The sequence below is a fragment of the Vibrio sp. Vb1980 genome, assembly GCF_033338615.1.
GTDB lineage: Bacteria > Pseudomonadota > Gammaproteobacteria > Enterobacterales > Vibrionaceae > Vibrio > Vibrio alginolyticus.
The window spans coordinates 426,609-441,173 of record NZ_JAWOSZ010000001.1 but is presented as its reverse complement, the minus strand read 5'-3'; the positions used below and the strand labels follow the sequence as shown (position 1 = coordinate 441,173).

Here is a 14,565-nt window from a genome sequence, read left to right as displayed (position 1 = left end):
CAACAGCAACAGCAACAGCAACAGCAACAGCAACAGCAACAGCAACAGCAACAGCAACAGCAACAGCAACAGCAACAGCAACAAAAGTCTCAAAACGAAGGGAAAGAAGCGCAAGGACAACAGTCACAAAATCAGCAAGATTCTGAAAATAAAGAAGAAAAACAAGAAACGGAACAACATCAACCGCAACGAGATGACAAGCAAGTGAAGGATCAAGGTGAACCAATACAGGCTAAAGCGCATCCCGAAAAAATGCATCAGGATGATCCTGAGTTCCGTCGACTAGAAGCAGTAGAAAGTGCTCGCGACCCAAGCTTTTTGATCCGTGCGCAAATGCAACTTCAAGCGCAACAAAAACAACCTCCACAACAATCTCAAAAGGAGTGGTAAGCCTGTGATGAACAAAGGCGTAAAACTGGTCTTTATTTTTGTGGCCAGCCTAATATCCAGTTTCTCGGTGATGGCACAGACACTTCAAGCTAGTGTGAATAAAACACAAGTAGCCAAGAATGAAGTGATTAACCTCAGAATCATTTCAGATACTGAGCTCAGCTCAGACTCAATCGACTTCAATGTTCTAGAGAAAGACTTCTTCTTGGGTCAACCTCGTTATGGCCGCTCTAGCAATAACATTAACGGAAGAAAATCAGTGCGTACCGAGTGGAGTATCTCAATTGCACCAATGAAAGAAGGTGTTCTGACTATTCCAAGTTTTTCCGCTGATGGTATGAAAACGGAGCCGATAAAACTACGTGTCAACGCGAGCCAAACAGACCCCAATCTTGATGATCTATTTAGCTTCAATATTACGGTCGACAACAGTACGCTCTACCCTCAGCAATATGCAATATTACGTATACAACTTCTAATCAAAGCGGACACTCGACGCCTAGATAACCCACAAATAGTACCTCCGCAAATTGAAGGCATGAAGCTTGAGGCACTGGGTGGCTTACAGCAAAGACAGAAGATCTTAAATGGGTTAGAAGTAGCGGTCATAGAGCAGTCGTTTCGCTTAACGGCCAATCAACCAAGCACTTATACCTTGATAGGTCCTAAACTGACCGGTTCTTATATTTATGGCGACAGCTTGACGGGCTCAACCAAAATAATGCCTATCAATACCAAAGCGGAACGCATGCCAATAACGGTCAAACCGATTCCGAGCGAATTTAAAGGTGAATGGCTTCCTGCTTCAGCGTTAGAAATGACACAGAGCTGGCAAGACGATCAAGGTAATCTACTGTCGATTAACGCGATCAACACAGTAAAGCAAGGTTCTTCACTCACTCGAACCATTCAAGTTAAGGCTCGCGGTACACAAGCCGAATATCTGCCACGAGTCAATATTAGTTACCCGAGTTCACTGCGCGTGTATCCCGAACAACCTAAGTTCGATAGCGCGAGAGATGGCACCGTTACCATGACGGTGAAGCAAGTCATTATTCCTACAGAGGCCGGGAAATATACCTTACCAGGATACGACTTGAACTGGTGGGACAGTCAAAATGATGAAGCGAAGAAAACAACGTTACCAGAGCTAACATTAGACGTAGAGAAAAATGACACTGGGCTAATCACGTTGCCGGAATCGCCTCTTTCAGAGCCTTTAGTGTCAGCCCCTAGTCCTGAATCAAGCGGCGATGTAAACAGTCTCTGGCGAACATTAACCTTTGTTTTCCTAGGGCTTTGGATAATGACATTGGGAATCGCTATTTGGGCATGGAAAAAGCGGTCAATAACAGCGAGTGGAACGGTTTCAAATACTGAACAACCACTTTGCATCGACGCGCTAAAAAAAGTCATCGAAGAGGGCGATGCTGCGAAAATTGAACGCTCTGTAAATGAGTATTTAACCACTCATCAAGACAGGCTAAACCCTGGCGACGTACAAGCAATTAAGCAAGAGCTTAATGCCATGAATCAAGCGTATTTTAGTGCTAACCAACAACCTTGGAGCCCTGATTCGCTGCTAGCGAAAATTCAAAACCTTGGCAAAGCAAACGTAACAAAAACCGACCACCAGCTCGAAAAGCTATAAATAACTAGATAACAATGGCAGCTCTCATGAGCTGCCAATTCTCTTATCCGGCCAAATTTGCTTTAGCGGTTTTATCTAGAGCACCAACCGCCGCCCCCTTCCCTATCAAGTTGCTCTTATGAACATCACTCACTCAACAAACACTTGGGGCTCGTATTCGTATCGCCTTACACAATTTCGCCCATGATTCTTCGCTTGATAGAGTGCCTTATCCGACAACTGATATAAATGGTCGAAATTAAAGTCTTTGCCTTTCGCTTTATAACAGGAGTAACCGACTGAAACGGTAAGTAACTCCCCTTCTGGGTTATGTCGATGCTTTATCCCCTCGCCCTCGATGCACTGACGAATGCACTCTGCTCTCAGTCGAACCTCCTCTTGCTCAGAACCAATCATGAGCAATGCAAACTCCTCACCTCCGATACGGCAAAAAACTTCATCTTCACCTTTGGTATGATGATCCAAGATATAGCCAATTCGCATCAATGCGATATCGCCTTCGAGATGACCATAGTGATTATTGAATAAGCCAAAATGGTCAATATCAATCAGGATCAGGCCAAACGACATGTCGTCTTCACACTCTAGGGCACAATATTTTTGCATCACATGTTCTAACATGCGGCGATTACCAAGACGCGTCAAAGGATCGAGCTTAGAAAGTACCTCAAGCTGTCGATTGGCTTCCTCCAACTCTTTTGTTCGGTTCTGAACCTCCAGCTCTAAGTTTTCGTTTAGTTCGCGAATCGCCTCTTGAGCTTGAGTACGTTGCAATACTTCAGCTAAGCTGGACGCGAACATACGAATCACTTCACGTAACTGAGAAGTTAAGGGCGCACGTGTCAGCAAATTATCAACAGCGATAAAGGCGATAGGACCACTGCTATTTGAAGTCAATACCGTCATCGCAGCCCAACCAAAGCCAACAATATTACAGTCATGATAAATAGGCACTGATTCTTCAAATGCGACTTCGTTTGGCATTGAGCGAGCCAGATTTATAAGAGAGAAATCTTGGGTTTCGCCAAAGAAGTAAGATTCATCCACCACATTACCTTGAATATCGGTACCCCACGTTCCTTGCATGTAAGAGCAATTTTCATCAGTTAAAAACACCGCCATTCGATCAATACCAAGATTTTTAATGGCGAAAGTGACGGCCGATTTGCATACTCCACTGACAGTAGTGCAACGTGATAACTCAACCATGCTTGAATGCAACATGCGTACGTTTTGTTCTTGGCGCTTACGAATGTAAATTTGAGAGAAGAGTGAACCAAACGAGTCCAACATCTGTTTTTGATATGCCGTTATCGGCTTACGATGAATAAAGTTATCTAGCGCGAACCACCCAAACGGTTCATTGCCATCGCGTAAAATCAACATCGCATTCCAGCCCTGCCCGATGACCTTGCCTGCTGTGTATATTGGCGCGTCTTCTACAATCACTAAGTTGCTCTCAAGGCTAGATAACGCGGTGATATACTCCTCGCTAAGTTGATGTAAATCGTATTGTGTGTGAAATTCATCAATCGTAATTCCTGACTCATCCGTGCCGTATGTACCACTGAAGCTGCGCTTTTTCATATCGAGAAGCATCAGTGTAGAGCGATCAAACCCAAGTCGTTCACGTAACGCTTCGACGGCTTTGTAGTACAAGTCCTTTAAAGAATCAGGATTAGAGATTTCGAGTGCAACTTGCTGAACTAACTTCATATTTTCGATAAAGCGCTCGCGTTGGCTAATCTCATCAACATATTGCGCTTCACGAATATCTCTGTGCCTGATCTCTTTCGAGGCATTTTTTTCGGCACGAATACATTGCCAACGCGCCGCTGCGAGCTGCATTGCGTCGTAACTTTCTTCATAGATATTATGTGCTGTGCGAGCATGTACAGATTGAATCAGTAGGTAGGTACGTTTGATAGGCGTGTTGTCGAGCATCATGATGTAACTATCACCGCCTAAATCTCGGGTGTGATTCCAGTTACAAGTGTTGATCGCCAGAGGTATGATGCTTTCAGAGGTATCAAACTGACTTGCCCACTCCCAGAATGTCTCAGGATAGTTTTGGGTTGGGTAAAGCTCTCCGCGAGAGAAGCTCATCGAATGACGAGGGTTAATTGAAGGATCTTCAAAAATAGCGAGGGCTTGAGGGGAGAACAGACTCTCTAAATGATCAAAGATTGCCTCCGCTAGCAACCGATGGTCCCTCGTTGAAGACACTTTTCTTGTAAAACTTCTTAAACTCACCCTACCAACCTAATCTACTTTTTTATCCTCGATAAAAAACTACTTAGGCCATGATATGCAATCAATACGTTCAAATTTGAGCTGTTAAGTCATTCGCAAAATTATCAGATTTAGTGTTACATTCGAGAGCTCTTCAGCACTTTTAAAGCCATGTTTCACATAAGTTACATACTTTATAAACTGGGGAGGAAAGTTATGCTTATTTACAAGATTTTTTGTGTTGGTAGGCGTTATAAGCCCACGACTTAAAAAGAAAAAGGCCCCTCATCAAGAGGGGCAAAGTTACCATCGCTTATAGTTATTTAGTGATGCTTGTAAATACGGTGGATTAACCGAAATCACCATTTACGTAGCCTTGAGTACGGTCGTCTTGAGGGTTGCTAAAGATCACTTGCGTATCGTTGTGCTCAACCAGTTCACCCATTAGAAAAAACGCAGTGCGGTCAGAGATACGACGCGCCTGTTGCATTGAGTGAGTCACGATAACGATGGTGTAGTTCTTCTTTAGCTCTTCCATCAACTCTTCGATTTTGTGTGTCGCAATTGGGTCAAGTGCCGACGTTGGCTCATCCATCAGAATCACATCAGGCTCCATCGCGATTGTACGTGCAATACATAAACGTTGCTGCTGACCACCAGAAAGACCGAATGCGTGTGATTTAAGGCGATCTTTCACCTCATCCCAAAGTGCAGCACCGCGCAGCGAACGCTCTACCACTTCATCAATTGTCTTTTTGTCTTTGATACCTTGAGCACGTAAGCCGTAAGCCACGTTCTCGTAAATGCTCATCGGGAATGGGTTTGGCTTTTGGAATACCATGCCGACTTTGATGCGAAGGTCAGCAACATCAATGTTGCCGTAAATATCTTCGCCGTCCATCGCCAATTTACCTGTAATTTTCACGCCTTCGATTAGGTCATTCATTCGGTTCAAACAGCGTAGAAGCGTTGATTTTCCGCAACCTGACGGGCCGATAAGTGCCGTCACTTGGCGAACTGGAATTGGTAAGTTGATCGATTTCAGTGCTTGGTTGTCACCGTAGAATAGGTCTAGGTTTTCAATATCAAATTTGTTCATTGTCTTAATCTCTTAATTCTTGAATTCGTGTCTTTTAACGTGCGTTCTTAATTAGTGTTGTTAGTAAGTTGCGGTGTTAAAACGTCTAGCAATCAGTTTCGTTACCATGTTGATCAAGAGAACAACTACGATAAGCACTGTTGCCGTACCGTAAGCCTGATTCCATTCTTCAACGGTAAACAGTTCGGTAGTCAGTTTGTATAGGTGAACGGTTAGCGTACGACCTGAATCCAATAAAGAATCAGGAATACGTGCAACCATACCTGCTGTCAGGAATACTGGAGCAGACTCACCAATGACACGACCAATACTTAGAATGACCGAGGTTAAGATACCTGGCATTGCGCTCGGAAGAATCAAACGCCAGATAGTGTAAATCTTAGAAGCACCGAGGCCATAAGAGCCTTCACGGTACGTTTGTGGTACTGCCATCAACGCTTCTTCCGTTGTACGGATGATAACTGGCAGGATTAGGATACTTAGCGTCAATGCACCCGACAGAATCGAGAAGCCAAGGCCAAGAATCGCCACGAAGAAAGTCATACCAAACAGGCCGAAAATGATCGACGGGATACCCGCCAATGACTCGGTACAGAATCGGATGATTTTCACCAAACGACTGCCCACTTTCGCGTATTCGGTCAAGTAGATTGCCGTCATGATACCGAGTGGCGCTGCCACTGCGATAGAAGCGATAACCATGTAAATGGTCGCCACAATCATTGGGAAGATACCGTGCTCTTCACCTGTGCGCGTATAGTTATCAGTAATGAAGTTCCAATCTACGTGTTGTAGACCGTTTGATAGGATGTACCAGATAATCCAGAACAAAAAACCTACCGTTAGTGCTGCCGAGATCCAGACAAATGCGTTAAAGACATTATCTTTGAACTGGCGTGCTTTTTTCAGTTTTGCGCGATCCATAATAGTCACCTTTAACGAGCGATTACTTCGCTTTTTCTCGGTTTAGGTACAGTAGTACAGCGTTCAACGACATGATGAAGACCAGAAGTACTACACCTGTAGCGTAAAGTGCGTTCGCGTGAACACCACTTGCGTAAGACATTTCAATAGCGATGTTTGCAGTTAGTGTACGAGCCGAATCAAGGATGCCTTCTGGCATTGCCGGCGCGTTACCCATAACCATGATAATCGCCATGGTCTCACCCAACGCACGACCGATACCCAGAATCACACCTGTCATGATGCCTGAGCGAGCCGCTGGAACGAGCAATTTAAAGATGGTGTAGATTTTCGATGCGCCCAGTGCCAAAGAACCTTCTTTATAAGTACGAGGGACAGCGCGGATAGACGTTTCAGATACCGTAATTACTGTTGGTAGAATCATCACACCAAGAACAATAATACCGGCCAAGATAGTGTTACCTGCAGGTACATCAAATACCTTCTGAATCAATGGAACGATAATAACCAGACCGAAGAAACCGTAGACCACTGAAGGAATACCGGCTAGCAGCTCAACCGCAGGACGGATGATGTCTGCTAATCGCTTTGGTGCGATTTCAGCGATAAAAATGGCGGTCAGAACACCAATTGGAACCCCAACAATGACAGCACCAGCCGTCGATACGATAGATGCCACAATCATGGTGGCGACACCGTAAAGCGCAGGTGGTAACCAGTTTTGTCCTAAGACAATGCCCGATACGCCTGCTTCTTGGAATGCCGGAATACTCTCTCGAACGATGAAGTATGCAATAACGGCCAATGAAACAATGCCGATTACGGCACTCGTTAGGAACAAGCCGTGGAAGATGCGCTCTTTCCAGTCTACACGACGCTTCTCGCGTAGGCCTGACTTGCTGATAGCTCTAGCGTCAGTATTCATAAGCTTTTCACTATTTGTTGCGATGGTCATTTAAAAATCTCACGGTTCTGGGCAATGCCGTTGAACACAATGGATAGAAAAGGCTCAGCCCGAAACGTTGGGCTGAGCAAACTTTAGAGTCCCGATGGGATTAGTTAACTGAGATGTAACCTTTTTGGTCAACTAGCGCTTGCGCTTCATCAGTTAGCATCCAGTCTAGGAATTTTTGCGTTTCTGTTGATGGCTTGCCTTCTTTGTAAAGAACAAGGAATGGACGCGCTACTTTGTAAGAACCGTTTTTAACGTTAGCTACCGTTGCATCAACGCCGTCGATTGCTAGCGCATTAACAGTGTTGTCTACAGTACCAAGAGAAATGTAGCCGATTGCGTATGGGTTAGATGCAACCATTGTTTTCAGTGCGCCGTTACCGTTTGCAACTTGAGCACGTTGAGAGATAGCTGATACCTTCTTACCAGAAATCTTCATTTTTAGAGACATGATGTCTTCAAATGCGCCACGAGTACCAGAAGCTGTGTCACGAGTAATGGCTACGATTGGCTTGTCTGCACCACCGACTTCTTTCCAGTTTGATACTTCGCCTTTGTAGATTGCAGTCACTTGCTCGGCTGTTAGACCTGGCAGTTTGTTTTGTGGGTTGACAACCACTGCGATACCATCACGAGCAACCACTTCTTCGATTAGTGTTGATTCTTTTTCAGAGTCTTTTAGATTACGAGAAGACATACCAAGGTCTGCTGAACCATTTTTCGCTGCTTTTACACCAGCTGAAGAACCAGGACCTTGAACTTCGATAAATACGTTAGGGTTCTTCTTCATGTACGTTTCAGAGAAAACTTCCATCAGTGGAGTTACGCTGCTAGAACCCACTGCAGAGATAGTTTCTTTAGCAGAAACAGGAGTCACTGCCATTGCGCCTAGAAGTGCGATTGCACCGATTACTGTCTTTTTCATCACAATTTCCTTAAGTGGCTTTATTGCCGTTGTGTTTCACTTGAACGGTGCTCACTTTAGAATTTGAATATGACAGTTGTGTTTCACTTAGTTGAACCCTCTATGACACGTTGTCATTTCTAACTATTAATTCCGCGACTTATCCCTCTCTCAATTTGAACGTAACGTTTTTATAAGTTGCCTCATGTTCAAGATGATAACCCCATCGATTTTGGTACATTTCATAATAATTAGATATGAGTAACTCATTGATTTGGCAAATATAACAATTAAAATCGAAATGCTTATTTATAAAAAAGATAATAATTAAACCGATAGAGGGTCAATCTCATGCGTCAATTTCTTAGTACGCTTTCTATTAAACTTCAGGTTTTTCTGCCTGTTCTATTCACAGTTATATTACTCATCATTGGACTGAGTGTCGGAATCGGTAAACTCGATCAAGCATTCAATAAGGTTTCGGCTTCCACCCATAAGCTAATCATTCACAAAGAGGAACTTAGCGGCATCGTAGACAACACTTACGCCATGCGCATCAAAGCCATTTATAGTCTATTTAGAGCCGAAGATGTTCAGTCTCTCAACCAAGAGCTTTCTGAGCGACAAAACAAAAACCGCGATTTTCTTAACTCCATCGACAATCTCCCTGGCGTTCAAAATGAAGTCAATGCTATGCGTAAGGCCATGAATCACTATGTTGATTTCACTCGCGTTACCATGACACCTCTGCTCACCACTAAACACTCTTCTGATTACACCACCTCTGATTTCAATCAAAAGTACGAATCTACAATGGCTGAGTATCGATTAGCTGGCGAAGCGATGATCAACGCCATCGACAAACTATCTAAACAATTGAATCAAATCGTCACCGATGAAGTCGAAACGAATGGCGAACAACATTAAACCACGCTAACTTACAGCGCCGTCTCGCTTGCGGTGATCTTGAGTGCCGCTTCACTTATTAGTTGGGTACTCGCCAGCTACATCGTTGCGCCGATTCGTAACCTTCAAGTAACGATGCAGGAAGTCGCGAAGGGAAACCTACTAGTTAAGGCCGAAGCCATCGGGAAAAACGAAGTGTCTCAGCTGGCTCGAGATGTAAACCAGACCATAGAAAAACTGCGTGAAACTGTAAGCGCATTGGTTCGCATTAGTGAAGATGTGGCATCAGCATCAACCGAGTTAGCAACTGTTATGACTCAAAGCAGCGTCAACTCGGATCAAGAAAAGCAAGAAGTTGAGCAAGTAGCCTCGGCGATCAATCAGCTAGAGTCGACCGCAGCTGAAGTATCGACCAATGCACAAGAAGCCGATAGTGCATCAAATCAAGCACGTACGTTAACCTCACAAAGTATAAGCATGTTTGGGGAAAGCACTCGCGCAAGTGAAAAGATGGCGGAACAACTTAACGAAGCCGCTGCCGTCGTAACTTCGCTAAAAGATCAATCAGAACACATTGGTCGCGTGATCGAAGTGATTGAAGGTATTTCTGAGCAAACGAATCTACTTGCACTGAATGCAGCGATTGAAGCTGCACGAGCGGGCGAAAGTGGCAGAGGCTTTGCGGTAGTGGCCGATGAAGTACGTATGCTGGCAGCGCGAACTCAGGAGTCCACCAAAGAGATCCAAACCATTATAGAAGAGCTACAGCAACAATCTGGTCACGCAAATGAAAGTATGCATTTCAGCTTAGCTGATGTTGTCAGACAACCAAGCTCTGACACAAGAAGTTAGCCAATCACTTGCTAATATCAGTAATGCTATCGCCGATCTGAACTCAATCAACACTCAAGTTGCGACCGCATCAGAAGAGCAGAAGCAGGTCACGGCTGATATCAACAACAACTTAACGAACATCTATGAACTAGTGAGCCAGAACGTCACTGGTATCACTCAATCAGCCGCGGCAGCGCAAGAGTTGTCTGGTTTAGCAGAAAACCAAAAACATCAGCTTAAGCAGTTCCAAGTTTAAATTCTCTGCTCAACACGATAAGTTCCAAAGGTTAGAAAAGAAAAAGCTCCGCACTGGCGGAGCTTATTTTAAAGGCAAAGCTATCAACCCTTATTAACGTAATAATTATTATTCATCTGTCACTAACAAGAGAGAACTTTTGAAACTTGAGTTTAACGGATCTCTATTGAAAACCTCACCATTAGTCGTATCAAAAGTTGCAACATGCTTACCGTCGCCATTAGGTGTGTTGCTCCAGACATAACGCCCTAGAACATCATCTCCATCTGTCAGACTATAGCCGCTAGCAAACCCTGTACTATTTATGGCTGGGCTGTGGCAAGCTCGCTCAGTTAGAGATACTAGCTCTTTGATATTTGCTAGTCGCCAATTTTTTTTGTCAGCAAAATTGTGAAGAGGATGGTTGCCGTCCTTATTACGAATTTGTTTGGCTGTGGAGAGAGCGAGTTGCCATGACATTGTAGATCGCGTCCCCTGGCATTCTTGGTTTCCTACATTCCATGTCATACCAACTGGACAGCGCATCCATGTTAGACCTGTTTTCAGGTCAGTTACGGTACCGCTCTCAGAATATGTATAACGCGTGTTAGGTGCCGTTTTAGCAAAGTCAGTAGAACACTCTTGTGCAGCTATTGCAGTTTGAGAAGCCAAAGTAAGAGATAGTACAGTTATTAATTTCTTCATCTTATTGCCCCTTAACTGCGACTAGACGGATTGGGAATTGGTAAGAATCATCGGCACCCGCACTTGTGTTGCTTGATCGAATCTCGACGTATGAAATAGTGCCTCTATCTTTGCCCCGGGAGACAATCGCAGGGAAATAAATCTCGCCATCAATAAGTTGTGATGATGCATTCGTAAACTTAAAGTCGCTATGCCAAAACGCACCATATCCTAAATAAGGGCTACCTATGGTTTGCTGTGGAAAGTATTTAACATTAAAACCATAGACGTTGTATTTTGCATATTCATCGTTCGGAGCAAACAGTGTTTGTTCACCAAAGTCTAGTAAGTCATAAGTCTCACGGTAAGTAGGCAAGCGCCAACCAGTGATTCCACATAACGATTGTTTGTTTATGTACTCAACATATTGGCTAGTGGTACAAACTTCATCACCAGCGTCTTTACAACCTGCAAGCTCTACATCTTTGCTAAATGGCTTAAATGCTTCAGACTCAAACGCAAACAGGCGATCTTTAAATTGAACCGAGCTCGCATCCGCACTCTTATTTTCCCAAACAAGACCAGTACGTTCGTCCATAGTACAAGCCCACTCAGTCGCATCTGCAGCTAAAGCTGCACCTTGTGAATCTAGCTTAACGAACTTAAAGCCAGCGCCTGTCGACGTTTGCTTGTCCTCTTTGTCGAAGCCGTATTCCGCATCTTGACCAGGGTAAGACGCTTGAACCTCTGCTACGTCTGCTGCTCCTTCAGCAAAATAAAGAACGGCGCCCGTATCGTTACTACCAACCGTTTGTTCAGCAACCGCTACAATTTCTTCAGCAAATGCACTTACTTCCGCTTCAGACAGAAGATCAGAGGCCAATGATTTACCCTGGAAGCTAAGGCTTTGAGCAAGCAGCGCTACGCCTTGGGTCATTTGTTGTGGCTGCATCGCAGCTAATAGCACAACCGTGTTTTGCTCTAGCTTGTCTAGCTCGCTAGCTTCTGCGTTAGACATCACCGTACCAGAAAGAGAAACGCCGGCATCGGCGAGTTGCGCTTTCACAATCTCTTCAGCTTGAGCAACGGTTTTACCGTCAATTACAAGACCCGCGAGCAACGTTGTTACACCATTGACCGTGTTACCCGTTGCTAAATTTTGACCCGGAGCCGCAAGACGCAACGTTTGGTTTGAACCTTGATCAACTTGAGCAAGAATGGTGCTGGTTAGTACGTTTTTGTCGCTTGAAGTCAGGCTAAATTTACCGGCATTATCCGTTTTAGCACTCGGTTCAGTGGAATCACAAACGTAGTTTTGGTTTAAATCGATACATACTGGCGTATCAAGAAGTGTACCTGCAGAAACGATGGTGCCAGCTACATCATAGGTCGGTGCCGACGTGTCACCACCAGAACCTCCGCCACAGCCAGCAAGGGCTAGTGACATAGCAACGAAAGAATATTGAAACTTCATAGATTTTATCTTCTTTTGATTTTAATTAACGAGAGCGAATCACTCTCACCATTGAAAGCAGGAAAAGTCCTAACAAGGTCCAAGGCGAACCACTGCCACCTGAACCACCGCCACTGCTTTCTTTAGTGGTATCAGCACTACACTGATACTGAGCAAAGTGACTCACACCCCACTCTTTCAACACCCCAGAGTTCCCTGACACGCGGTCAGACACTTCGAGACGCCAAGTACCCCAACTCGGTTGACCGACAAGTGCTTGTAACTCCTCGTCATACTGAGCGGTGAAGTAACCTTTAAATCCTTTGGTATTGCTTGATTGATGGCTAAGTAGCACGACCGATTTGCCTTGTGGAGACACTAGCGTCACTTGCAGATCTTGCAGTGAGTCATGTTCGATGTTCAGGTAAACCGCAAACGAATCATCAATCGTGCGTGACTTGTCCGATAGCGTCTGAGAGAACAGTCTGTCGCCCTGTTCCGGCAAAGCGGAGTTCACTGGTTGAGGCTGGATATCGAGCTCTGGCGTACCATTAACCAGCACCACCTTTTCACTCCACTGGTGAGTCTTTAGGCCTTCAGAAAATTGATAATCCAATGAAATAGAGGAATCGAATTGCGTGCCACATGTTAGACCGCTTGGTAACGCCACCTTCATTGAGGTCGAGTCAGAAAGCGTTTCATCAAAATCGAAAACAGATGCGTTGTTTAGCTGCCATTGCCCTTTGATGCTCGCTTCACGGCCAGTTTGGCTCAGGCTCAAACCAACGTCTTGACCTTGTGCGATGTATCGAGCGTCATAGCGAACACGAAGAGGCGCTTTAAGTAAGTTGTGTCTGTTGAAGCTGTCCGTCAGGAATTGGGCGTAGTCTTTATTTGGGAACAAGATGTTTGCGGCAAACACGGTCGACTCCGCCAGATCATGCATTTTCACGCCACGACCAATGCCGTACATGCCTTCAAGAACAATGGCGTCAAACTCGCGGAACACCCTATCGGTATCATCACCGTATCGTTCAACCGATGCTTTAAGCGCTTGAAACAGCGGCGTTGACCATAGCTCGTCACCTAGTTCACCGCCCACACTGACGTGCGCTGGATACTCTGAGCTTTCGAAGTAACGTGCTCTTTGGTTCCATAAGCTACGAGTTGTTTTGCGTGTTCCGAACACACCGTCCCAGTTGAACACCGTATCTAGCTCGAACTCTTGACCACGACGCGAAGCATCCAAATATTGAATGCGGTAGCTCGCGCTGCCCGCCCAGTAATCAGCAAAACCCTCTGCGATAGCACCAGTGTGACCGTACGCCCAATCCGGTACGATTTGGTAATGAATGCCATGCCCAAGCTCGTGTATCACCACATCAGCATCAACTGCATCCGGAGAAACACCACCGACACCTAGCATGAGTGCTTTCGGACCGTAATAGTAAGTAGAGTTATCTTTTGATAAACCGCGAGCGTCAAAACGAAGCGGTTCGTCAAACAAGTCGTAAGTCAGGCTTGTCAGATATTGGATCGAGCTATCAAGATGATAAAAAGCCATCAACTGTGGGAACGCATTGTCACCAAACTCGGTGCTTTGCATCTCATCAACACTGTCAAACGCTTGAACTCCTTCTGCGCTGAGAAAGTCCAACGTATCAAGCACAGGTGCTTCACCAGGTGCTGGGGCTGCAAATAAACCCGTCGCATCCACTTGCTTTAATCTTGGGTTAGAGAGATAGAACTTACCTCCCGACTTTAAAACCTCAATCGACTTGGTGACGTACTCGATCGGCTGAGGGTAATCGGACAGTGCTGACCACGTCGATTCTGGTGCCGCTTGCTGTTGCATGGTGCGAAGATCTGGGTTGAATAAAGAAACCTCAACATCAACCAGACTTCCAGAGCTCAGAGCAGGTGGCTCTTGTGCTTGCAGTTGGCGAGGCGATTCCAATTCCATTGCAACCGTTGGTTTACCGTTGCGAATGATCGTATCTTCAAGGCTCTTAAACACTCGCACAACGTGATGATTTTTATCGGTTGTTACTACTAGGGCACGCTGTGCTTGATATTCACCGTTTACCCAAACATCAAAATTGTAATGCTCACCAAGCTGAGACTGGGTTTTGTAACGGAACTTAAACTCGCCCGTTTCTGAGTAGTGGCTGTCTAGATAAGTTTTCGCTTGCGCTTCATTCGTTACCACAGAGTCCGTTGCGGGATAATCCCACTCTGCAGCCTGCGCCGCAGGGGTACAAGCAATAAGTAGTGAAAACGCCAATGGTTTTAGCTTCATGA

General features: G+C 45.1%; 9 protein-coding genes and 2 pseudogenes. 3 read left to right on the top strand and 8 right to left on the bottom strand.

Annotated elements, in window-relative coordinates; genetic code table 11:
- Nucleotides 1-390: pseudogene (locus R7F64_RS01970) on the top strand (hypothetical protein); the annotation flags it as partial.
- Nucleotides 391-394: 4 nt separating this feature from the next.
- Nucleotides 395-2,041, top strand: coding sequence for a BatD family protein (locus R7F64_RS01965; protein ID WP_318071404.1), 1,647 nt, complete (start codon nucleotides 395-397; stop codon nucleotides 2,039-2,041).
- 129 nt (nucleotides 2,042-2,170) lie between these two features.
- Here R7F64_RS01965 and R7F64_RS01960 read toward each other — a convergent pair whose 3' ends face one another.
- From R7F64_RS01960 to R7F64_RS01940, 5 genes are all read right to left on the bottom strand, one after another.
- The gene (locus tag R7F64_RS01960) at nucleotides 2,171-4,294 is read right to left on the bottom strand and encodes a GGDEF domain-containing protein (RefSeq protein ID WP_025768552.1); all 2,124 of its coding nucleotides are present in this window, start codon (nucleotides 4,292-4,294) and stop codon (nucleotides 2,171-2,173) included.
- A gap of 328 nt (nucleotides 4,295-4,622) precedes the next feature.
- Entirely contained in the window at nucleotides 4,623-5,372 is a 750-nt protein-coding gene (pstB, locus tag R7F64_RS01955; RefSeq protein ID WP_005375156.1) for a phosphate ABC transporter ATP-binding protein PstB, read from the bottom strand.
- 60 nt (nucleotides 5,373-5,432) lie between these two features.
- A complete protein-coding gene (pstA, locus tag R7F64_RS01950) occupies nucleotides 5,433-6,296 on the bottom strand; it encodes a phosphate ABC transporter permease PstA (RefSeq protein ID WP_005383923.1) in 864 nt (287 codons plus the stop codon).
- Between the two features lie 22 nt (nucleotides 6,297-6,318).
- Nucleotides 6,319-7,251, bottom strand: coding sequence for a phosphate ABC transporter permease subunit PstC (gene pstC, locus R7F64_RS01945; RefSeq protein ID WP_005375154.1), 933 nt, complete (start codon nucleotides 7,249-7,251; stop codon nucleotides 6,319-6,321).
- Nucleotides 7,252-7,351: 100 nt separating this feature from the next.
- The gene (locus R7F64_RS01940; protein ID WP_005375153.1) at nucleotides 7,352-8,173 is read right to left on the bottom strand and encodes a phosphate ABC transporter substrate-binding protein; all 822 of its coding nucleotides are present in this window, start codon (nucleotides 8,171-8,173) and stop codon (nucleotides 7,352-7,354) included.
- A 330-nt stretch (nucleotides 8,174-8,503) separates the two neighbouring features.
- Between R7F64_RS01940 and R7F64_RS01935 the strand changes: the two are divergent.
- A pseudogene (locus R7F64_RS01935) lies at nucleotides 8,504-10,148 on the top strand (methyl-accepting chemotaxis protein).
- Between the two features lie 108 nt (nucleotides 10,149-10,256).
- Here the strand turns inward: R7F64_RS01935 and R7F64_RS01930 are convergent.
- From R7F64_RS01930 to R7F64_RS01920, 3 genes are read right to left on the bottom strand one after another with little or no spacing between them, the layout of a single operon-like run.
- Complete coding sequence (locus tag R7F64_RS01930) at nucleotides 10,257-10,832, bottom strand: DUF1566 domain-containing protein (RefSeq protein WP_017635423.1); 576 nt, start codon at nucleotides 10,830-10,832, stop codon at nucleotides 10,257-10,259.
- A 1-nt stretch (nucleotide 10,833) separates the two neighbouring features.
- The gene (locus R7F64_RS01925; RefSeq protein WP_047104502.1) at nucleotides 10,834-12,285 is read right to left on the bottom strand and encodes a DUF1566 domain-containing protein; all 1,452 of its coding nucleotides are present in this window, start codon (nucleotides 12,283-12,285) and stop codon (nucleotides 10,834-10,836) included.
- 25 nt (nucleotides 12,286-12,310) lie between these two features.
- Nucleotides 12,311-14,563, bottom strand: coding sequence for a proprotein convertase P-domain-containing protein (locus tag R7F64_RS01920; protein ID WP_033906728.1), 2,253 nt, complete (start codon nucleotides 14,561-14,563; stop codon nucleotides 12,311-12,313).
- Between the last annotated feature and the right edge of the window lie 2 nt (nucleotides 14,564-14,565).

Coding starts and splice junctions, on each gene's coding strand:
- pstB (WP_005375156.1), bottom strand. CDS start 5,372: ATGAACAAATTTGATATTGAAAACCTAGACCTATTCTACGGTGACAAC.
- pstA (WP_005383923.1), bottom strand. CDS start 6,296: ATGGATCGCGCAAAACTGAAAAAAGCACGCCAGTTCAAAGATAATGTC.
- pstC (WP_005375154.1), bottom strand. CDS start 7,251: ATGACCATCGCAACAAATAGTGAAAAGCTTATGAATACTGACGCTAGA.
- R7F64_RS01940 (WP_005375153.1), bottom strand. CDS start 8,173: ATGAAAAAGACAGTAATCGGTGCAATCGCACTTCTAGGCGCAATGGCA.
- R7F64_RS01930 (WP_017635423.1), bottom strand. CDS start 10,832: ATGAAGAAATTAATAACTGTACTATCTCTTACTTTGGCTTCTCAAACT.
- R7F64_RS01925 (WP_047104502.1), bottom strand. CDS start 12,285: ATGAAGTTTCAATATTCTTTCGTTGCTATGTCACTAGCCCTTGCTGGC.
- R7F64_RS01920 (WP_033906728.1), bottom strand. CDS start 14,563: ATGAAGCTAAAACCATTGGCGTTTTCACTACTTATTGCTTGTACCCCT.